General features: G+C 40.9%; 20 protein-coding genes, 12 tRNA genes and 1 rRNA gene. 1 reads left to right on the forward strand and 32 read right to left on the reverse strand.

From position 1 onward, the window contains the following. Positions 1–87: 87 nt before the first annotated feature. Positions 88–651, reverse strand: coding sequence for a ribonuclease M5 (rnmV, locus tag ACTO1Y_RS05460; RefSeq protein ID WP_441348601.1), 564 nt, complete (start codon positions 649–651; stop codon positions 88–90). After that, positions 648–1,424 (reverse strand): TatD family hydrolase, encoded by a 777-nt coding sequence (locus ACTO1Y_RS05465; protein ID WP_441348602.1) that lies wholly within the window; start codon positions 1,422–1,424, stop codon positions 648–650. Before ACTO1Y_RS05465 ends, rnmV begins: the two co-directional genes overlap by 4 nt. Before the next feature lie 156 nt (positions 1,425–1,580). On the opposite strand from ACTO1Y_RS05465, the gene ACTO1Y_RS05470 reads away from it, so the two are divergent. Next, positions 1,581–3,425, forward strand: coding sequence for an APC family permease (locus ACTO1Y_RS05470; protein ID WP_441348603.1), 1,845 nt, complete (start codon positions 1,581–1,583; stop codon positions 3,423–3,425). Positions 3,426–3,604: 179 nt separating this feature from the next. Here the strand turns inward: ACTO1Y_RS05470 and rpmH are convergent, their stop codons facing one another. The 30 genes from rpmH to rrf form a co-directional block, all read right to left on the reverse strand. Continuing rightward, entirely contained in the window at positions 3,605–3,739 is a 135-nt protein-coding gene (gene rpmH / locus ACTO1Y_RS05475; protein WP_000831905.1) for a 50S ribosomal protein L34, read from the reverse strand. 144 nt (positions 3,740–3,883) lie between these two features. Continuing rightward, the gene (locus tag ACTO1Y_RS05480; RefSeq protein ID WP_303943610.1) at positions 3,884–5,098 is read right to left on the reverse strand and encodes a pyridoxal phosphate-dependent aminotransferase; all 1,215 of its coding nucleotides are present in this window, start codon (positions 5,096–5,098) and stop codon (positions 3,884–3,886) included. A 474-nt stretch (positions 5,099–5,572) separates the two neighbouring features. Next, complete coding sequence (gltX, locus tag ACTO1Y_RS05485) at positions 5,573–7,033, reverse strand: glutamate--tRNA ligase (protein WP_441348604.1); 1,461 nt, start codon at positions 7,031–7,033, stop codon at positions 5,573–5,575. 131 nt (positions 7,034–7,164) lie between these two features. Next, complete coding sequence (locus ACTO1Y_RS05490; RefSeq protein WP_061564458.1) at positions 7,165–8,514, reverse strand: glucose-6-phosphate isomerase; 1,350 nt, start codon at positions 8,512–8,514, stop codon at positions 7,165–7,167. 170 nt (positions 8,515–8,684) lie between these two features. Further along, a complete protein-coding gene (locus tag ACTO1Y_RS05495) occupies positions 8,685–9,374 on the reverse strand; it encodes a gamma-glutamyl-gamma-aminobutyrate hydrolase family protein (protein WP_049528328.1) in 690 nt (229 codons plus the stop codon). A 289-nt stretch (positions 9,375–9,663) separates the two neighbouring features. Next, positions 9,664–11,430 carry an ABC transporter ATP-binding protein gene (locus ACTO1Y_RS05500; RefSeq protein WP_441348605.1) on the reverse strand — a complete coding sequence of 589 codons (1,767 nt, stop codon included), beginning with the start codon at positions 11,428–11,430 and terminating at the stop codon, positions 9,664–9,666. A 1-nt stretch (position 11,431) separates the two neighbouring features. Further along, the gene (locus tag ACTO1Y_RS05505) at positions 11,432–13,138 is read right to left on the reverse strand and encodes an ABC transporter ATP-binding protein (RefSeq protein WP_441348606.1); all 1,707 of its coding nucleotides are present in this window, start codon (positions 13,136–13,138) and stop codon (positions 11,432–11,434) included. 191 nt (positions 13,139–13,329) lie between these two features. Beyond that, the gene (locus ACTO1Y_RS05510; protein ID WP_441348607.1) at positions 13,330–14,031 is read right to left on the reverse strand and encodes a histidine phosphatase family protein; all 702 of its coding nucleotides are present in this window, start codon (positions 14,029–14,031) and stop codon (positions 13,330–13,332) included. A gap of 99 nt (positions 14,032–14,130) precedes the next feature. Beyond that, a complete protein-coding gene (comGG, locus tag ACTO1Y_RS05515) occupies positions 14,131–14,568 on the reverse strand; it encodes a competence type IV pilus minor pilin ComGG (protein WP_441348608.1) in 438 nt (145 codons plus the stop codon). Next, positions 14,546–15,007: a competence type IV pilus minor pilin ComGF gene (comGF, locus tag ACTO1Y_RS05520; protein ID WP_441348609.1), complete on the reverse strand. Its 462-nt coding sequence runs from the start codon at positions 15,005–15,007 to the stop codon at positions 14,546–14,548. Before comGF ends, comGG begins: the two co-directional genes overlap by 23 nt. Beyond that, positions 14,970–15,272 (reverse strand): competence type IV pilus minor pilin ComGE, encoded by a 303-nt coding sequence (gene comGE / locus ACTO1Y_RS05525; RefSeq protein ID WP_178895505.1) that lies wholly within the window; start codon positions 15,270–15,272, stop codon positions 14,970–14,972. The genes comGF and comGE overlap by 38 nt, the downstream gene beginning before the upstream one ends. Next, positions 15,235–15,669 carry a competence type IV pilus minor pilin ComGD gene (gene comGD / locus ACTO1Y_RS05530; RefSeq protein ID WP_441348610.1) on the reverse strand — a complete coding sequence of 145 codons (435 nt, stop codon included), beginning with the start codon at positions 15,667–15,669 and terminating at the stop codon, positions 15,235–15,237. The genes comGE and comGD overlap by 38 nt, the downstream gene beginning before the upstream one ends. Next, complete coding sequence (gene comGC / locus ACTO1Y_RS05535; protein WP_441348611.1) at positions 15,632–15,955, reverse strand: competence type IV pilus major pilin ComGC; 324 nt, start codon at positions 15,953–15,955, stop codon at positions 15,632–15,634. The genes comGD and comGC overlap by 38 nt, the downstream gene beginning before the upstream one ends. Continuing rightward, complete coding sequence (comGB, locus tag ACTO1Y_RS05540) at positions 15,956–16,999, reverse strand: competence type IV pilus assembly protein ComGB (protein WP_441348612.1); 1,044 nt, start codon at positions 16,997–16,999, stop codon at positions 15,956–15,958. After that, positions 16,923–17,861 carry a competence type IV pilus ATPase ComGA gene (comGA, locus tag ACTO1Y_RS05545; protein ID WP_441348613.1) on the reverse strand — a complete coding sequence of 313 codons (939 nt, stop codon included), beginning with the start codon at positions 17,859–17,861 and terminating at the stop codon, positions 16,923–16,925. Before comGA ends, comGB begins: the two co-directional genes overlap by 77 nt. 51 nt (positions 17,862–17,912) lie before the next feature. After that, on the reverse strand, positions 17,913–18,290 hold the full coding sequence (locus ACTO1Y_RS05550; protein WP_006150119.1) for a DUF1033 family protein: 378 nt from the start codon (positions 18,288–18,290) through the stop codon (positions 17,913–17,915). Between the two features lie 166 nt (positions 18,291–18,456). Further along, the gene (gene nagA, locus ACTO1Y_RS05555) at positions 18,457–19,608 is read right to left on the reverse strand and encodes an N-acetylglucosamine-6-phosphate deacetylase (protein WP_441348614.1); all 1,152 of its coding nucleotides are present in this window, start codon (positions 19,606–19,608) and stop codon (positions 18,457–18,459) included. 254 nt (positions 19,609–19,862) lie between these two features. After that, a tRNA-Leu gene (locus ACTO1Y_RS05560) sits at positions 19,863–19,946 on the reverse strand. Positions 19,947–19,955: 9 nt separating this feature from the next. After that, a tRNA-Gln gene (locus ACTO1Y_RS05565) sits at positions 19,956–20,027 on the reverse strand. A gap of 13 nt (positions 20,028–20,040) precedes the next feature. Further along, positions 20,041–20,113: transfer RNA gene (locus tag ACTO1Y_RS05570), tRNA-His, on the reverse strand. 12 nt (positions 20,114–20,125) lie between these two features. Next, a tRNA-Trp gene (locus ACTO1Y_RS05575) sits at positions 20,126–20,196 on the reverse strand. A 6-nt stretch (positions 20,197–20,202) separates the two neighbouring features. After that, a tRNA-Tyr gene (locus ACTO1Y_RS05580) sits at positions 20,203–20,283 on the reverse strand. A gap of 16 nt (positions 20,284–20,299) precedes the next feature. Next, a tRNA-Phe gene (locus ACTO1Y_RS05585) sits at positions 20,300–20,372 on the reverse strand. 4 nt (positions 20,373–20,376) lie between these two features. After that, a tRNA-Met gene (locus ACTO1Y_RS05590) sits at positions 20,377–20,450 on the reverse strand. A 14-nt stretch (positions 20,451–20,464) separates the two neighbouring features. Then, positions 20,465–20,554: transfer RNA gene (locus tag ACTO1Y_RS05595), tRNA-Ser, on the reverse strand. A 7-nt stretch (positions 20,555–20,561) separates the two neighbouring features. Then, positions 20,562–20,633 (reverse strand) — tRNA-Glu (locus ACTO1Y_RS05600). Positions 20,634–20,647: 14 nt separating this feature from the next. Then, positions 20,648–20,721 (reverse strand) — tRNA-Ile (locus tag ACTO1Y_RS05605). 33 nt (positions 20,722–20,754) lie between these two features. Further along, positions 20,755–20,825: transfer RNA gene (locus tag ACTO1Y_RS05610), tRNA-Gly, on the reverse strand. A 5-nt stretch (positions 20,826–20,830) separates the two neighbouring features. Further along, positions 20,831–20,903: transfer RNA gene (locus ACTO1Y_RS05615), tRNA-Val, on the reverse strand. A 4-nt stretch (positions 20,904–20,907) separates the two neighbouring features. Next, positions 20,908–21,023 (reverse strand): 5S ribosomal RNA (rrf, locus tag ACTO1Y_RS05620). Positions 21,024–21,033: the final 10 nt, after the last annotated feature.

Consider the following 21,033-nt stretch of genomic DNA (forward strand, 5'->3'; position numbering starts at 1 on the left):
ACTTTTCTAATGCTTGCTACCAAGCCTAATTAAACCGTTTATGATTACTTCTATTGTATCATATTCCCCTTACATTTTGGGAGTTTCTCAATCCTCATAAGATTTCATGGCATCTTCAACTTCAGCTAAACGGATGCCAAATAATTCCAAACGCTTGAGAAGTTGCTTCCCATTGGAATAACCAATACGAAGGCTTTCTCCTAGATATTCTCTGCGTTTTCTGCTATCCGCCCCAGCCAAAAATCCCAATCGAATCAAGTCACTACGGCTAATATCAAAATCACTTTCTACTTCAAATTGCTCTGTCACCTGAGCCAAGGCTGTCTTCAAGTCTTCGTAGCTGGCGTGTTCAATTCCTAGAGAATGTCCCTTGGTCTTAGATTTAGGAACTGCCTCATCACGTTTGAGAAAGGCGTGCTGAACTGTCGGAATAGCTGTCATAATCATCCGACGGATTCTTTCCCCATTAAAGTCAGGATCTGTAAAGACAATCACCCCATGACGTTCATGTAGACGTTGGATTCGTTCAAGATCCTGCTCATTGATAGCGGAGCCACGAGTCTCATAGGTCTCCACATCAAAATAACGTTTAAGATTGGCCGTATCATCGCGTCCTTCAACTACGATGACTTGGGAAATTTTCTCCTTCATGATTTATGTTCCAATCCAAAGATTCGTTCAGCATTAGCACTTGTCACAGTAGCTAATTCTTCTGTTGTCATGCCACGTAGTTCCGCGATAAAGTCCACTACATAGCGCGTGTAAGCTGTCTTGTTTTCGCGACCACGCTTGGGTACTGGGGCTAAATAAGGCGCATCTGTCTCTACCAAAATCTTATCCAAAGGTAACTCTTTGGCTGCTTCCTGAATATCTGTTGCCTTCTTGAAGGTCACGACTCCAGAAAAAGAAATGGTCATACCTAGCTCCACAAACTTTTCAGCCCACTCTAGAGAACCTGAGAAGGAATGCATAATCCCACCTCGAGGACCAACGCCCTCACTCTTAATAATCTCATAGGTATCTTCTAGCGCATCACGGGTATGAACTACAAAAGGCAAGTCCATTTCCTTTGATAGCTGAATCTGACGACGGAAAACCTTCTCTTGAACTTCTTTAGGCGCTGTCATCCAGTGATAGTCCAAACCAATCTCACCCAAGGCAACAACTTTGGGATGTTTTAGTTTCTCCAACAGATAATTCTCAACATCCTCTGTATAGGTCCCTGCCTCTGTTGGATGCCATCCAATTGTCGCATAGAGTTGGTCATACTTGTCCACCAATTCTAAAGCACGCTCAATAGTCGGTTTGTCAAAACCAACAATATTCATCCGAGTCACACCCATTTCAGCTGCTAAGGCAAGCTCTTCTTCTTCACGTCCCAAAAATTCCTCTATATTTAAATGTGTATGTGTATCAAAAATCATTTATATTCCCTCGTTTTTTCTACCTTCTATTATACCAAAAAAACTAGTCGCATTCTTATAGGAAAAAAATATTTTGAAATCAATCATTTTCCCTTGACGGTATTTTTTCATAGCAGTATAATAGCTCTTGTTAAAATTTTCAAAAAAGGAAAGAAAATGTTTACAAAACTAAAATATACCTTTATCGGTCGTCCTCTCAAGTCCTTAACTGAAGGTGAAGGAGGGCTACTTGGAAAAACACAGGGACTTGCAATGCTCTCAAGCGATGCCCTTTCATCTATCGCCTATGGACCTGAGCAGGTCGTCCTTGTCTTGGCTAGTCTTTCTCCCCTTGCTATTTGGTGGAGTCTCCCTATCGGCATTTTTGTCCTCTTGCTACTTGCTAGTCTAACCATTTCTTACCGACAAATCATTCACGCCTACCCTCAAGGTGGGGGTGCCTATATGGTAACACGAGAAAATCTTTCTCCTGAGCTCGGTTTGATTGCTGGGGGAAGTCTGCTTGTTGACTACATGCTGACAGTAGCCGTATCTGTGGCTGCAGGTGCGGATGCAATCACTGCTGCACTTCCCGCACTCCATCCCTACAACCTCCACATCTCCATTTTTTTGGTCTGTTTGCTCATGCTTTTGAATCTGCGAGGCTTGAGGGAATCTGCTAGTTCGCTGATGATCCCTGTCTATCTCTTTATCTTTAGTACGGTCTTCCTCTTATTGTTTGGTATTTTCCAACTATTGACAGGTTCTCTCAGCTATCATGCAACTTCTGCAATTGGTCAAACTGTCCCAAGTCTCTCAATTGTCCTGATTTTAAGAGCCTTTACCAGCGGTTCAGCTTCATTAACCGGGGTTGAAGCAATCTCAAATGCTGTTCCATTTTTCAAAACTCCCAAAGAGAAAAACGCAGCTCAAACACTGACCATCATGTCTCTGATCCTTGGATTTCTCTTTGCAGGAATTACCTTCCTAAACTACTGGATGGGGATTACTCCTCAACACGGAGAAACAATCCTCTCACAAATGGCTAAAGGAATTTTAGGGGATTCAGCTCTCGGTCAAGTTGTTTATTATCTCTTCCAATTTTCAACAGCTCTCATCCTAGCCGTCGCTGCAAATACTGGTTTTTCGGCCTTTCCGATGTTAGCTTACAATATGGCCAAGAACAAGTACATGCCCCATCTCTTTATGGAGAAGGGAGATCGCTTAGGATACTCAAACGGGATCCTAACCTTGGCCTTTGGCGCTATGATTCTTCTGCTCATTTTTAACGGAAATACAGAACGCTTGATTCCTCTTTATACTATTGGAGTTTTCGTACCTTTTGCACTTTCTCAAACAGGGATGATTCGTCACTGGAAAAAAGAAAAAGGCTCTCATTTCTTAAAATCTGCCTTTGCAAATATCCTCGGAGCCATCATTTGTTATGCTATCGTTCTCATTCTACTCTTCTTCAGACTTGGAGATATCTGGCCCTTCTTCCCAATTATCCTAGTCTTAACCTTCCTCTTTTTGTCCATCCACAGTCATTACCAAAAAGTGGCCAAACAGCTTCGCCTTTATGAAGGAATTCAAAAGAAAACCTACGATGGCAATGTCGTCCTTGTCTTAGTAGGAAATGTTACCAGAGTCAGCGTTGGTGCTATTAACTACGCTCAAAGTATTGGAGATGAGGTTTTGGCTATGCACATTTCCACCAAGGAAACGGAGGAAAAAGACCAAGAAATCCTTCAAGAATTCGCGGACTACTTCCCAAATATCACTCTCAAAAATATTACTACTAGCTATCGCGATATCATCACACCTACCGTTCGCTATGTTCGAAAAATTTCTCAAGAAGCCAAGAAAAAGAACTACACAGTTACAGTTCTAGTACCCCAATTTATCCCTAACAAACCTTGGCAAAATATCCTTCACAATCAAATGAGCCTCAAATTAAAATATGCTCTCAGATGGCACGAAGATGTCGTCGTGGCTAGCTACTCTTATCATTTGAAAGAATAAAGAAAGCTCAAAATCAGAGAATTAATCTTCTGATTTTGAGCTTTTTCTAAATGTGATTTTTTCAAGACGTCTTCTAAAGTTTTCAGACTAAATCAATCACCTTAGAACATTCTCTTTTAGATAACAGAAAAGTCAGTAGGCTCGAGTTCCTACTGACTTCTTTGTTTAATTCGTTTGGGTTATGCAGCCAAAACTTTGCGTCCTTTGCGACGACGAGCTGCCAATACGCGACGACCGTTTTTAGTTGACATACGGTTACGGAATCCGTGTTTGCGCGCACGACGAAGTTTACTTGGTTGATAAGTACGTTTCACGATGAATACCTCCTCATAGATTTTGTATTCGTTTAGCCGGCTATAAAGTGATCAGTTACTAAACATACTTTACTATTCTATCTGATTCTTACTTATTTGTCAATAGCTCTGACAAATGTTTCCAGCTTTTTTACTATGAAAGCCTTATCTACGATACTGCTTCAAGAAACGAGTCATCTTCTCTTGGATTTGGGCTAACTCATCGACACGTGGAAGATAAACAATACGGAAGTGGTCTGGATCTTTCCAGTTAAAGCCACGCCCATGTACTAAAAGCACCTTTTCTTGTTTCAAGAAATTAAGGACAAATTGTTCATCATCGTCGATACGGTACATATTACGATCAATCTTAGGGAAGATATAAAGACCTGCTTTTGGTTTAACAGCAGACAAACCAGGAATATCTTGAATCGCATTATAAATAAAGTTTCTTTGCTCGTAGATGCGACCACCCGGTAAGAGCAATTCATCCACCGACTGATGACCACCAAGGGAGGTTTGAACTACCTGCTGGGCAAGTACATTCGAACAGAGGCGCATGTTTGAAAGCATATTGAGACCTTCAATGTAGCCTTTTACGTGATGTTTAGGTCCAGACAAGACCATCCATCCTACACGGAATCCAGCGATACGGTGAGATTTAGACAAACCATTCATGCTGACACAGAAAAGGTCTGGAGCCAAACTTGCTACTGGTGTGTGGACATTCCCATCCATAACCATACGGTCGTAGATTTCATCCGCAAAGATAATCAAGTCATTTTGACGAGCAATCTCAATAATATCTAGCAAGAGTTCTTTGGGATAGAGGGCACCTGTTGGATTATTTGGATTGATCAACACAATAGCCTTGGTATTTGAACTAATCTTAGACTTGATATCATCTAGGTCTGGATACCATTCAGCTTCTTCATCACAGAGGTAGTGTACGGCATTTCCTCCAGCCAAGCTAACTGCTGCCGTCCAAAGAGGATAGTCAGGCATAGGAACTAAGACTTCATCGCCATTGTCCAAAAGCCCTTGCATAGACATAACAATCAGCTCACTAACCCCATTTCCAAGGTAGATATCATCGATATCTACATTTGGGAAATTTTTCAGTTGGCAATATTGCATAATCGCTTTACGGGCCGAAAAGATTCCTTTAGAATCTGAATAACCTTCGCTATCACGCGCATTCATAATCAAGTCATGAATCACCTCATCCGGAGCTGTAAAGCCAAACTCAGCTGGGTTCCCTGTATTCAAACGAAGAATTTTTTCTCCATTTGCGCGCATGCGCATAGCTTCTTCCAAAACTGGACCACGAATATCATAAGCCACATGCTCTAATTTGATTGATTTGTTAAATTCTTTCATTTGAGTTCCTCTATTCATCAGGATAGTTAATATTATACCACTCCAAAACAAAATCGTAAATTGCCTAGTACTATTCCACAAAAAAACCTTGCTTAACGCAAGGTAACAGGACAAATCCGATTTCTTTCTATTTTTGGAGAAGAAAGAGTTGATAGGTTCTCTAAATAATGGCCAATAGCGACCAAAATCCTTATAGAAAAACTCTTGTGATCGAAAACAAGGTCTTTGTAGCGGATGGTAACTGCATAGATGAGGAATCTCTCCTTACATCCAGCAAAACGCAAAGAAAAAATAAGTAGACTCACCAACATTAAATGTAATGTCTGGGCTAATACGAGTCTCATTGTAAAGAATATACCATCGCATTACTTTATTTCCCTTGCCCTGTCACCTCATATTATACAATAAAATCTTTGCATTTTCAAATAAGTAAACACAAAAAAAGAACTCAATATATGAGTTCTTTTTAAGGTACTATTTTGCAATTTCTTCCAACATTTTTTCGATGTGTTGGATGGATTTTTCACGTCCAAGCAAGTAGATGGTGTCTGGCAATTCAGGACCATGCATTTCTCCTGAAACGGCGATACGGATAGGCATGAAGAGGTTCTTCCCTTTGATACCTGTTTCCTTTTGGACTGCTTTGATTTGTGGGAAGATATTTTCTGCCACAAACTCTTCGTCTGACATGGCTTCAAGTTTTGCTTTGAAGGATTCAAGTACCGTTGGCACTGTTTCACCAGCCATGACTTCTTTCTCAGCTTCTGTCAATTCTGGGAAGTCTGAGAAGAAGAGGTCTGTCAATGGAACGATTTCATCCACTGACTTCATTTGTGGTTTGTAGAGTTCCACCAATTTCTCAGCCTTGTCTGTCAAACGTCCTGCTGCTTCGAGGAATGGTTTGGCCATTTCAAAGATGGTCGCAAGATCCGCATTCTTGATATACTCATTGCTCATCCAGTCCATTTTCTTTTGGTCGAAGGCTGCTGGAGACTTGCTGAGGCGGTTTTCATCAAAGAGTTTGATGAGTTCTTCGCGAGAGAAGATTTCGTCTTCCCCACCAGGATTCCAACCTAGAAGAGCGATAAAGTTAAAGACTGCTTCTGGAAGGTAGCCTTTCTTCCGGTAATCTTCGATGAATTGAAGGGTATTAGTGTCGCGTTTAGACAACTTCTTACCAGTTTCAGAGTTGATGATCAAGGTCATGTGACCAAATTCTGGTGCTTCCCAACCAAGAGCTTCATAGACCATGAGCTGTTTTGGTGTATTAGCAATATGGTCGTCTCCACGGATGACGTGAGAGATTTGCATATCGTGGTCATCGATGACAACGGCAAAGTTGTAAGTTGGGTATCCATCTTTCTTTTGGATGACCCAGTCACCACCGATATTGCCACCTTCAAATTCGATATCACCTTTGACCATATCATGCCATTTGTAGATACCTGACTCATTCACTGCCAAGCGAACCGTTGGAATGACACCTGCTGCTTCACGTTCTGCGATATAAGCAGCTTTTTCTTCTTCGCTCATGCCGAGGTATTCGTTGATGTAGCGAGGTGTTTCACCCGCCGCTTCTTGACGTTCACGTTCTGCTGCCAACTCTTCTTCTGTAACGTAAGATTTGTAGGCTTTTCCTTCGGCTAGCAATTGGTCGATGTATTTTTGATAGAGTTCCAAACGCTCTGATTGGCGGTAATTTTCATGCGTTTCAGGACTTTCATCCCAGTCCATACCCAACCAACGAAGGTTTTCAAGCTGGGAACGTTCTCCGTCTTCGACGTGACGCTTGCGGTCCGTATCTTCGATACGGATGATAAAAGTTCCACCATGGTGGCGTGCATACAAGTAGTTAAACAATGCTGTACGGGCATTTCCGATGTGTAGTAGTCCTGTTGGACTTGGTGCATAACGCACACGAATATCTTTTGACATATCTTCTCCTATAAAGTATCTAGGCGTCTGCCTTTTTGCTCTCTATATTATATCACAAGTCGTGCCAGAGTCCAATTTCTCTTTTCGAGAAATAGTAAAAAGAGTGGTAAAACCACTCTTTTTTAAATCTATTATAGACGAGCGTTGAGTTCTTTGCTCAATTCTTCAAATCCTGGTTTACCAAGAAGGGCAAACATGTTACGTTTGTAAGCTTCAACACCTGGTTGGTCAAATGGGTTGATAGCGTTCAAGTAACCTGAAAGGGCGATTGCCAATTCGAAGAAGTAGATAGTGTAACCAAGAGTGAAGGCATCTTGCTCTGGAAGAGTCACGTACATGTTTGGCACGTCACCGTCAGTGTGGGCAAGAAGAACACCGTCAGTTGCTTTTTTGTTAACGAAGTCAACGTCTTTTCCTTGAAGGTAACCAAGTCCGTCAAGGTCTTCTTCCAAAGTAGGGATGATCACGTTCTTACGAGGTTTGTCAACGCGGACAACTGTTTCAAACATGATACGAGTTCCTTCTTGGATAAATTGACCCAATGAGTGCAAGTCTGTTGAGAAGTTAGCTGAAGTTGGGTAAATACCTTTTTGGTCTTTCCCTTCTGACTCACCAGCCAATTGTTTCCACCATTCTGAGAAGTATTGAAGTGATGGCTCGTAGTTTACCAAGATTTCAGTAGCGTAGCCTTTACGGTAAAGGATGTTACGAACAGCTGCGTATTGGTAAGCTTCGTTTTCAGAAAGTTTATCTGAAGTGTAGTCTTTACGAGCAGCATTCGCACCTTCCATAAGGGCTTTGATGTCTGCACCTGATGCAGCAATTGGAAGCAAGCCAACTGCTGTCAATACTGAGAAGCGTCCACCGATGTCATCTGGAACCACAAATGTTTCCCAACCGTTAGCATCTGCTTCAACCTTAACCGCACCTTTTTGGCGGTCAGTTGTTGCGTAGATACGTTTGTTTGCTTCTTCTTGTCCGTATTTCTTAACCAAGAGTTCTTTAAAGACACGGAAAGCAATCGCTGGTTCAGTTGTTGTACCTGATTTAGAAATTACGTTTACTGAGAAGTCTTTGTCTGCAACATACTCTACCAAGTCAGCAAGGTAAGTAGATGAGATTGAGTTTCCAGCATAAAGGATTTGTGGAGCTTTGCGTTCTTCTTTTGTTTGCAAGTTTGCAAAGTGGTGGTTCAAGAAGTCAATGGCAGCTTTCGCTCCAAGGTATGATCCACCAATACCGATAACGACCAAAACATCGCTGTCTGCTTTGATTTGTTCAGCAGCTTTCAAGATGCGGTCAAATTCTTCGCGGTCATAGTTTTCAGGAAGGTCCAACCAACCCAAGAAGTCGCTACCAGCACCAGTTCCTTTACGGATCAATTCATCAGCTGCTGTAACTTGTGCTTGCATGTATTCCACTTCATGTGGTGCAACAAATTTGTCTAATACTTTTGAATAATCAAATTTAATATGTGACATAGTATTCCTCCAATATTTCTTCTTTTCTATCATAACGCTTACCTTGAATTTTTTCAAGTTTTTATACTGAATTTTTCCAAATTTTATCATAATTCAAACGTTTGCGTAAAAAATATTACAATATTAAAATTTGAAGAAGCAAAACAAAAAAACGACTAGATTTCTAGTCGTTACAATTCATTCAATAAATACTCAAATAATTCTAAGTTGCCATCTTCTTCATTGACCAGAAATTCTGGATGCCACTGCAAGCCGATAATGCGGTGTTCATCGATAGATTCGATTGCTTCAACAGTTTGGTCACGTGGATCTACAGCCGTCACACGGAAATTTGGTGCCAAGTCTTTAATGCTCTGACGGTGCACTGAGTTTACTTGACTTTCTTTACCAAACAATTTTGACACAACACTTCCCTCAACTGTCTCAATGGAATGTGAAGTCCCAAAGGGTAGACCTTGCCAATGACCTTCAATCTCCTGATTGAGTGTACCACCAAAGGCAACATTGACAAGCTGAACCCCACGGCAAATGGCTAAGATTGGCTTATTCTGACGCAAGGCTTCTTGTAGAAGAGCGAGCTCAAACTCATCACGAGCTAGGTTATAATCATCACTATCAATCGTTTTTTCCTCACCATAAAACTGAGGGTGAACATTTTGTCCCCCAGTCAAGATGAGCTTATCAATCATTTCTACATAGTCATGGACCACCGACTCATCACCAACCGGAATGACCAAAGGAAGTCCGCCAACCTGACGAATACTCTCAGCAAATTTACAAGAGACTGATGAATGAATATTTTTACCTTCTGCGTCCACGGGACATAGATTTGCTGCAACTCCAACAACTGTTCTTGCCATTACTGATTTCCTTTCATCTTCTATTGATAATCTTATCTTATCATCCTTCCTCACTCCTGTCTAATATGTATTTTTTAAGTCCGTGATAAATTTTTTTTATAAGAAAAAGTTGCCCAAAATTAGGACAACTTTTTTGCTTATACTCAATGAAAATCAAAGAGCAAACTAGGAAGCTAGCCGCAGGTTGCTCAAAACACAGTTTTGAGGTTGTGGATAGAACTGACGAAGTCAGTAACACATATACGGCAAGGGGACGCTGACGTGGTTTGAATTTGATGTTCGAAGAGTATTATTCAAAGACAAATTGATTGTGATAAAGTTCGGAGTAAAAGCCTCCAAGCTTGAGCAATTCGTGATGGTTTCCTTGCTCAATAACTTCACCGTCCTTAAGGACAATAATCTGATCTGCATTGAGAATGGTTTTTAAGCGATGGGCAATTACAAAACTAGTTCTTCCTGCCACGATAGCTTCCATGGCATTTTGAATCTTACTTTCTGTTACAGTATCAACGTTTGATGTTGCCTCATCCAAGATTAAGACCTGTGGATCTGTCATCAAGGTACGAGCAATAGAAATCAACTGCTTCTGACCGGTCGAGAAGACACTTTGGTCATCATCAATCAATGTATCATACTTGTCTGGCAAACTTTCGATATATTCATGGATATGCGTGGCCTTGGCTGCTGCTTCAACCATTTCTTGACTGGCATCTGGGACACCAAAACGAATATTGTCCCGAATAGTTCCGCTAAACAAAACAGAATCCTGTAAGACAATTCCAACCTTGCTTCGCAAACTATCTAAATCAAATTCGCGGATATCTCTACCATCAAAACTGATACTACCTGCATCCACATCATAAAAACGATTGATGAGGTTCATGATGGTTGTTTTCCCCGAACCTGTCGGACCAACCACTGCAATCATTTTCCCTTTTGGAGCTGAAATGCTAACATCTTTCAGAATCGGTTTTCCTGGCAGGTAGGAGAAGTCTATGTTACGAATCTCCACCCCATCTTTTAATTCGCTAAAGGCTGGAGCATCTTGAGGGCGAATTTCTTCCTCTGCATCAAACATTTCTTGGATACGGTCTGCACCTGTAAAGGCCAGTTGCAAACTCCCCCAGCTCGCCGCTAATTGGATAATGGGTTGGTAATACTGTTGCGAAAACTGGGTAAACATGACAATCAAACCAAGTGCTGTTGCTGTCTCGATTTTCTTATCATTCAGCAATACAGCTGAACCTACAAAAATAACGACTGCTGTATTGACCAAACTCATTCCGTTCATGACAGGAAAGAGAATTCCTGAGAACATTCTTCCCTTAAAGGTTGCTTTTCGAACCCGTTCATTTTGCTCGACAAAACCAGCAATCACATCTTCTTGGATACCTTGAACGATAACTGCTTTTTGTCCAGAGATACTCTCATCCATATAAGCATTGAGTTTCCCAACTTCTTTTTGTTGGAGGTTGGTGTATTTCCGCGCTAGCTTTAAGATAAAGAACAACATGACAACTGCTATCGGAGTGCTAGCAGTCGTAATCAAAGCCAAGGTAACATTTTTTGCAAACATGACAATCAGCAAGCCAATATAAAGGGCAATATTAGTCATAACAGACACCAGGCTTTCATTAAAAGCTTGGAGGATATTATCCAAATCACTGGTAAAACGTGACAGGATATCCCCATCTTGATGACGGTCAAAGAAGGAAACGGTCAAGCGAGAAAGCTTGCCAAAAAGCCCCTTACGCATTTCATTTGTCGATTCGGCAATAATACGGCTCATCAAGACCATATAGATGAGACTAGATACTACTAAAACAATCAAAATATAGGCAAGATTAATAAGGAGTCCGTATAGACTTTGCCAAACCATATCTGAATTTCCATTTTGATAGGCTATAACCAAATTAGCCAGCTCTGTGACTGTTTGACCTGCAAAAACTGGAAAGAGGGCTTGTGCTACCGTTGCAATGATAATCATAGTGATAACAACGACAAAGGATATCTTGTAAACTTTAAAATAGTTCCAAAAAAATCGAAATGTCTTCATCCTACTCCTCCTTTCCTTTTTGCGTTTCGTAAATTTCTCGATAAACTGGGTTTGTTGCAACCAAGTCAGCGTGTTTGCCTTGACCAATCAAACGGCCTTGATCAAGCACTAAAATTTTATCCGCATGAACAACAGAGCTTATTTTTTGGGCGATGATAATCGTAGTTGTCCCCTTCAAATCCTTGTTAAGGGCTTCTTGAACCAAGCGTTCTGATTTGGCATCAAGTGCAGAGGTTGAATCATCGAAAATCAATATTTTAGGATTGCTGACAATCCCACGCGCAATAGACATTCGTTGTTTTTGTCCACCAGAAAAGTTGGTCCCACGTTCCTCGACCGGACTTTCAAAAGCCAAGTCCATGCGACTGATAAATTCACTAGCTTGTGCGATACGAGCTGCGCGTTCCATTTCTGAAACTGTTGCATCTCCTTTCCCTTGTCTGAGGTTATCTGCGATGGTTCCACTAAAAAGAATGGCTCTTTGTAGGACGATAGAGACTGTCTTGCGAAGTGTCCCTTCGCTAACTGTACGAATGTCCTTTCCTCCAATCTTGATAGAACCTTGCTGAGGATCAAACAGTCGTGGAATCAACTGAGCCAAGGTTGATTTCCCTGCACCGGTTGCTCCGACAACCCCAACCATCTCACCAGCTGCGATATCAAAGGAAACATCTTTTAGGATAGGTTCTTCATCATTTGGATAGGTGAAGGTTACATTTTCAAAACTGAGACTTCCTTCCAATTCTTCATCTTCCACATCCTTAAAAGTCATAGCTGGTACTGTATCAAGGATTTCACGAATACGACGGAGGGAAATCATGGCACGAGTGACTGAGTTCCCCAAAAATCCGACCATAACGATAGTAAAGATAATCTGACTCAAATAGTTCACGAAGGAAGCAATGGAACCAACCACTGAAGGATCTGACTCTGCCATACCTGCTACAAGCCAGATTGAAAGAAAGACAGCACCGTAAGAAATCAACATCATTGCAGGTTGAACAATAGAAAAAGCATAGCCGATATAAAGGTTTTCTCCCAGCAACTCATCTGACACTTGCGTAAACTTATTAAACTGATCTTTCTCTCGAACAAAAGATTTGACCACGCTCACACCACGTAAATTTTCTTTTGCAATAGCATTGATACGCTCTAATAAGGTCTGGAATTTTGCAAAGCGAGGCCCCATCATTCCCATCATAAGACCCGTCATAGCAACGATCAAAACGACCATAAGAACCAGCACCCACCACAACGAAGGCAAGGTGACAACAGCCAATATAAAGGAACCAATAAATAAAATCGGTAGTCGAAAGAGGATTTGGAAGGTCATCATAACGACGTTTTGAATCTGATTGATATCGTTGGTCATACGGACAACGAGGTTCCCTGCATTAAATTTCTCAATATTAGCGTATGAAAAAGTTTGAATCTTACGAAAGGCATCTTCCCGTAAGTCTGACGAAACTCCCTGAGCAATGTAGGCTGCTAATACAACATTAATTCCACCTGCGACTAGACCAATCAAGGCAACCAGGATTAACCAAAAACCGATATTGTAAATAACTTCATTATCTCCTGCTAGCAAGGCCTCTAAAACTTCCTGCAAATAACGTGGTTGCAGGAGTGAACTCGTTACCATTAGACCTGTCATAATTAAGGAAGCCAGAGCCTGCCATTTATAGGCTTTTATTTTCTGAAACAGCATATTTCCCCCTTATAAGATAGACAAAAGGGAACGACAGCTCTGTCAGTCCCTTCTTATGCTTTCATGTTGATGCTATTCTAACAAAAAAGAATGCTATTGTCAAAGCACTCAGCTCTCGCAAGCTTGTGCAATGACGACATCAGCATTCTATTAAATCATTTAAAAAAATCTTCTGCCTTTGTAGAGAATGTTTATTGCTCTGAACTAGCTTGCTCTTCTAACTTAGCTCGACCAATTTCACGGTAGCTACGGTCCCCAACAATCTTAACTGAGAACTGACCATCTTCATACTCAAGAATCGTCACACTTCCATTATCAAGACCATGCGGATGCATGCCGTTAATTAAATAAACAATGGTACCAATAGTCATTCCATGGCTGACTACGAGAGCATTCCCACCCCCATTAGCTTCCATTTCCTTGGCAATGGCTTCAAAACCTTCCCAGATACGACCACTTAGTTTTTCCCAGCCTTCAGCCCAACCTGCTGTGTCTACTTCTACCAGACCTTCAGCTAGCTCCGCATAGGACAAACGATGCACATGATCGACATTAAAGATACGAGGAATAATCCCCATAAAAAGATCTCCATCATAAGCACCATCAAAACTACCAAAGCACCATTCACGAATTCGCTTATCCATGCGATAAGGAATTTGCCCTGTCAAACCAAGTTCTTCAAGGATAATTCCCATTGTCTGAATGGTCCGCCCAGAATCGCTTGAATAAGCACGTTCAAAGGTTAAACCTGACTCCCGCAAACCAATCCCCAATTCATGAATGCCTCGTTCTCCCTCAGCTGTTAGAGGAGTATCACTCCAACCTTGAGCACGACCGATTGTATTAAACATTGTTTTCCCATGACGTACTAGATACAATTTTACACCTGACATATTCCGTCCTCCATATGTATCTATTATAGCATGATTTTAGACAAAAACCTCGTCCTAACTCACTGGCCTTCAACCTTACAACTGAAGCAAAAATCCAAGCTATTCTGTATCTTTCTTTGAAGGAGTAACTTCAGAAGACTTTGCAGTTTCTTTTTTCACCTGTTCTTCTTTTTTCTCCTCATTTCCTTCTTTGGACTTATTTTCTGTCTTCTTAGTCTTTTTATCGGTCTTTTTCAAAGGAGAAAAGTGAAATTCAAACTGATTTTTTCCTGTGTTAACAATCGTTGTAAAACCCTTTTGGTCATTACGATAAGTTGCCTTTCCTGCATTAAATGACTGGACTCCATTTTCAGAATTAGCCTTTTCATAGGTTCTCTTAGCCATTGCGAATGCAAGAAGCTTTTCTTTATTAAGGGCATAATCCTGATGATGTGCTACTTGCCGATTTAGATAAAACTGCAACAAAAGACTAAAAATTCCAGCAATAGTAATAGCGTATAGGAGAACTCCTGCTCTAACTTTTTTCTTTTTCAACACGATAGATAAATTCCCTCTCTAGTCCCTTTTCAAACTGAAAGTGAAAGTGCAGCTCCTGCCCTTTTTCTTGAATTCGAGCTGATTTTAGACCGTAGACCATGGGTTGATAACCACGTCCACTAGCATCTGTTTTCCGAAAATCATTTGACTTTGATTTACCCATGGCAATGGGTTTGCCTTCCTGTTTAAGGTGAAGCCTATCATTCTCCACTTTTTCAAATTGGGCTCGATTCAACTCTGCTTCCAGCTGATCCACAAATAAGAGCCATTCCTTCTGCTCACTTTTCTGCTGGTAGCGAACTTCTGAAACCAAGAGTTGACTCATAGATTGAAAAAGAAGTAAACTCCCACTAATCACAATAAGAGCAACCAGGGATTCTAAAAGAGTAAAGGCTCTGACTCTACTTATCTTGAATCGCCAGTAATTTCTCCGTTCCATGGTATACCTCCAAACCTCGCTCATTCGAGACAACATGAACCGTAAGGCCATTGACAGTCAACTCCTTTTGTCCAGTCTGCAAAGCCATACGAGCCACTCGCAAAACTTCTTCCTGTTTTAGAAGTTCTACTTCTCTTTTTCTACTTTCTTGAATTTGTCCCAGTAAGAGAGTTGCTATACTGGCAAAAATAGCTAGTGAAATCACTGCTTCCAGTAAAATAACCGCCTTAATTTTTTGCTTCTTGAATACGTTTAATCTTTCCATTTCCTAGATATAGTTGGTATCGAACCACTTCTTTCCTTGTTTGAAATCTCACGCTGGCCAGAGACGAATTCCCACCAGACTTGTCAAAGGAAATTGACTGATTGGACTGTAGTTGAATTCCTTTAGGGATGGTTAATTTATGATAGCCATTTCCAATACTTCTCTCTTCTAACATTAAGTTGATCTTTTGCTGACTAGCCAGACTTCGCTTCTGCGTTTCCCGATAAAGTTCCTCAAACTCCATAAAGAAAATCTGCTCCTCTACAGTCTCAAAAGTCGACTGAACTGAACTCGACAAACCCACGACTAACAGACTAACAATCCCTAATACCAATAGACTTTCTAACATGGTAAAAGCCTTAATCCGCAACTGTTTGACTTGTATTTTGTTTTGCATGGTATTCTTTATAGGCTTTTGCCTGCTCAGCAGTGATACGTCCATCTGCCTGTAATTTGCTTAGACTGGCATCTTCATTTTTATCTAGAGTATAGAGTTCAGCTTGGCTTTCTACCACCTTGACGACTGCTGCTTTACCTTTGTCATTGACTGCATCCTTTTGCTTAGTTAGGTTTGGCACAAACAGTAAGAGTAGAACACTAATGATGAGCAATACGACTAACATTTCTACCAGTGTGAAAGCTTTAACCTTGGCTTCTTTTAATTTCATCAACATTTTTTTCATCTAAAAATTTACCTCCATATTTTGATACATTGGCAGCAACATGGCTGCGTACAATAAAACGATTAGCAGAGCTACAAAAATAAAGACCAGGGGTTGAACTAAGTTCATCGTACGATTAACTCGGGTAAAGAAGGATTCCCACGTTTTTTCCGCATAGATTTCCAATTCGCTTCCCAACTTGGACTTGACTTCTCCATATTCAATGATTAGTCCCAACTCTCTTCTAAAAAAAGGATAATTCCGCACAACCATAGAAAATTCATGCCCATTTTGCAAGGACAGGGATAAATCATGTCCGATTTCCTTAAAAAGAGGATTTCCTTGCTCCTGCATCATCTGAAAAATTTGTGATAGCTCCAGACCTTGACCAATCATATTACCCCATTCTCGAGCATAATAGGCCGTCAGATAATACTGAACAAATACACCTAGAAAGGGAATTTTAGCTAGAAAAGAAAAGACTTGTATCTTCTTAGATTTTCTGTAAAATATCAGTCCTGTTAAAGAGACAAGACCTAACGCTAGAACAATCCCAAGAAAAATTTGTGGTAGATTACTAATCACTAAGGTAGCTATGTTACTACTATCCAGCTGAGGCAAGAGATAATTCCTCAAACCCAACATAATAAGCAATAAGAAAGCTAACAAAATGATTGGATAGGTCGCAACTTCGATTAACTTTTTCTTGACCTTAGCAAGATTATCAAGATACTCCTCAATTTTCCCTAAACTCAAATGAAGATTCCCATGTACTTCAGCTAAGGAAAGTTGCGTGACAATTGAACTTGAAAAACCTAAAATCCCCATCATTTCCGAGAAGGATTTTCCCTGCGAGAGTCCTAGACGCATCTGCGATACATATTCCTTTTCCAACAAATGACTTCTATCTAAGAAGGAAATGATCTCTACCAAGTGAAAACCACTCGAAAATAAATTGTTAAAGAGAGTGATGATTTTCTTCTGCTTACTAGTGGCTAATTTTCTCCGTTTCAGCTTGAATGGTAGTGATATGTCCTTCTTTAAGAAGTTGGTCAATTTGTTCATTCCATTTGTTTGCCTGGTGTTCCTGATAATTTTGGTTTGCAAAATCGATAATTCCTCCTCCCCCAATTAGTCTCTGGTAACAAACGCCTTGTAAAACAACTGCGAGTTCATCTTCACTAACTCCAAGTTCTACAAGGCGCTCATAGACCCCACGAACACTCTTTGCATGAATAGTCGAGAATACTGTAGCCCCTGTTAAACTGGCTCGTACAACAGCACGGGCTGTTTCACTATCCCGAATTTCTCCAATAATTAAAAGGTCTGGACGATGCCGTAGGGAGAGTTTTATCAAATTTTCATAGTTCAGCCCAATTGCTTCATTAAGTTGTAATTGTAGCATCTCTTCTTGCTTAATCTCGACTGGATCTTCAATCGACATAACCTGCTGTCCTTTAAACAATGACTTGGCTAATTCATGCATCAAAGTAGTTTTGCCACTTCCTACGGGGCCTGCAAAAAGATAAAGCCCGCGTTGCCTAAAGCCCTTTTTCAGTTCCTTAAGATCGTGAAACCAAAAGTGTAACTCACGTTCTTGGTCATGTAAAAGTCGGATTACTAGACTCTCGTATCCACGATAATCTCCTACAGTTGATAAACGGAGTGAAGAGACCTTGTCGCCATGATGATAGTCGCAGGAGCCAAGCTGACTACGTCGTTTTTCACCAACATTCATCCCTGCGATGAACTTAAAATGACTTATGACAGCGCCTAATTTTTCAAAATCATAGGTATCAATTAGACGTCTTTCATCTCCAATTCGCATATGTAGCTCATAAACCTGATTCTTGGGAACAAAATAAATGTCCTGCGCTCCATTCTTTTTTGCGAGACTAATCAATTCTTGTGCAAGTGCTTGTACCATATTTCCTCCTCAGTTTATTATTCGAAGAAAATATAAAAAAGAACAACTTTATTAAAAAGTTGTTCTATCTTTTTTGATACGACAAGTTCGGTGAATATCTAAACCAGTTTGTTTTTCATAACCAGGTCTAAACTTTTCGTCTGGTATAACTTGACCATCTTCCAGTAGAGCAAGCGAATGGTACTGTTGCAGAAAGTCATCACATTCCTCACACCAACGTTTATCTTCTGGATCCCAAAATATAGTCATTAAGTCTCCACGACTTTTGTAAAGCGGAATTTTCTTTTCCAGCTCAAACCAACAAGATTTATAGTACTTCAAAGCGTCATAGTAATTTTCAAATTTCTTACTCTTTATGACGTCTTCTTCCCATCCTTCTATGAACCACCAAGGCTCAAAATCCCCATACATTTCTATAACTCGATACATAGTTTCATTTCCTTTGTATCGTATATTATAGCGAATTTTTTTGCACAATGAAAGAAATTTGCTCGTTTTCAGTAACAGCCATAAAGTCTTCCTAATTTACGAAATCACACAAGAAATACAGCTAACAAAAAAAACAGCAACTAAGACTAGTCACTGCTTTATATTTCTATGCTTGATAACGTTTTTCACCGTCAAGATATGTTGCTACCAATTCCAAATCTTTATCAAGAACGATAAAGTCAGCATCGTAACCCTCTCGGATTTGTCCACAGACATCATCAATATGAACAGATTTGGCAGGATTCAAACTTGCCATCATGACAGCTTCGTGAGGATTTGCAATCCCCCATTCAACAACATTTTTCAAACCATCTTTAAGTTTGAGAATAGAACCTGCCAAGTTCCCTGTAGATTTAAGACGAGCAGTCCCATCCGCTACTACTACTGGGAATTCTCCTAACATATAGTCACCATCTTGTAAACCACCAGCTGTCATACAGTCTGTAATAAGAGCAATATTTTCAGTACCCTTTTGTTTAAGCAGAATATCACAGGCCTTAGGATCCACATGGTGACCATCACAGATCAATTCTGCATAAGTGTGTGGCAATTCATACATAGCACCAACCATTCCAAGTTCACGGTGAGTCAAGCCACGCATACCGTTATAGGCATGAACCCACACACTTGCACCAGCATCAACAGCTTTTTTGGCTTCCTCAAATGTTGCATTAGAGTGACCAAGAGCAACCGTTACACCTTCTCCAGTAATAGTACGAACAAAGTCTTCTACACCTTCACGTTCTGGAGCAAGAGCAATCTTATTAAGAAGACCATTAGCAGCCTTCTGCCAAGCACGAAATTCATCCATTCTAGGATCTTTCATATAAGCAGGGTTTTGAGCTCCCTTATATTTTTCAGTAAAGTAAGGTCCCTCAAAATAAATACCACGAATCTTAGCCCCAGTTGCTTCTTTGTAGCGGGCACCAATATTTTCAGTAACAGCAAGTAATTGTTCGTATGATGAAGTTAAAGTTGTTGGCAAAAAGCTGGTTACACCCGTACTAAGTAGACCCTCACTCATTGTATGAAGCGTACCTTCAATGTTATTATCCATAACATCAACCCCACCAAAACCATGAATGTGAGTATCCACAAGACCTGGTGCAATACTATAACCACTATAATCAATAATTTCAGAACCTTCTGGCACTTGATCTACATGTTTACCAAATTTTCCTTCAACAAGTTCTAAGAAACCGCGACGACGAACCCCATGCGGATAGAAAAATTGATCAGCTTTAATATATTTAGGCATAATCTTTACCTCCATAAAACAATTTTCTGATATTTATTATGTCAATTACATTATAAACCTTTATAATTAATTTGTAAATGGTATAGACCTATCTTAGTTAAAAATAATGTGAAATAATTGAAGATTTAGTAAAAATAAAGTAAAAAATATCAATAAAGGTGAAATTTATGAAAAGTAATTTTAAGTAACTATGAGAAAAAAATTGGAAGAAAAAATAAAAAAGACAAAGTCCGAAAACCTTGTCTGTATTACTATACCGGCGGCCGGGGTCGAACCGGCACGTCCTTGCGGACACTGGATTTTGAGTCCAGCGCGTCTGCCAATTCCGCCACGCCGGCAAATAGTAACTGGGGTAGCTGGATTCGAACCAACGCATGAGGGAGTCAAAGTCCCTTGCCTTACCGCTTGGCTATACCCCAATAATATAAAATAGGCGAGTGATGGGGATCGAACCCACGCATGCCAGAGCCACAATCTGGTGTGTTAACCACTTCACCACACCCGCCATATTATTAAACACGGGCAGTAGGAATTGAACCCACACTGAAGGTTTTGGAGACCTTAGTTCTACCTTTAAACTATGCCCGTAGAGGATGGAAGGGGAGGGATTCGAACCCCCGAACCCGAAGGAGCGGATTTACAGTCCGCCGCGTTTAGCCTCTTCGCTACCCTTCCGTATGTTATAAAAATATGGCGCGAGACGGAATCGAACCGCCGACACATGGAGCTTCAATCCATTGCTCTACCAACTGAGCTACCGAGCCAATATTGCGGGAGCAGGATTTGAACCTACGACCTTCGGGTTATGAGCCCGACGAGCTACCGAGCTGCTCCATCCCGCGTTAATAATAAATAAAGGAGGATGTGGGATTCGAACCCACGCACGCTTTTACACGCCTGACGGTTTTCAAGACCGTTCCCTTCAGCCGGACTTGGGTAATCCTCCAACAAAATAGTCCGTACGGGATTCGAACCCGTGTTACCGCCGTGAAAAGGCGGTGTCTTAACCCCTTGACCAACGGACCATATTTATAAAAAATGGGCACGAGTGGACTCGAACCACCGACCTCACGCTTATCAGGCGTGCGCTCTAACCACCTGAGCTACGCGCCCAAGTAAAAAACTTGGTACTTGAACAAAGTTCAAAGCGGGTGACGAGAATCGAACTCGCGACAACAGCTTGGAAGGCTGTAGTTTTACCACTAAACTACACCCGCTTAAATGGGAGTTAACGGGATCGAACCGCTGACCCTCTGCTTGTAAGGCAGATGCTCTCCCAGCTGAGCTAAACTCCCTCGAGCTAAGCGACTTCCATATCTCACAGGGGGCAACCCCCAACTACTTCCGGCGTTCTAGGGCTTAACTTCTGTGTTCGGCATGGGTACAGGTGTATCTCCTAGGCTATCGTCACTTAACTCTGAGTAA

The organism is Streptococcus sp. V728 (assembly GCF_052077995.1).
Classification (GTDB): Bacteria; Bacillota; Bacilli; order Lactobacillales; family Streptococcaceae; genus Streptococcus; species Streptococcus infantis_B.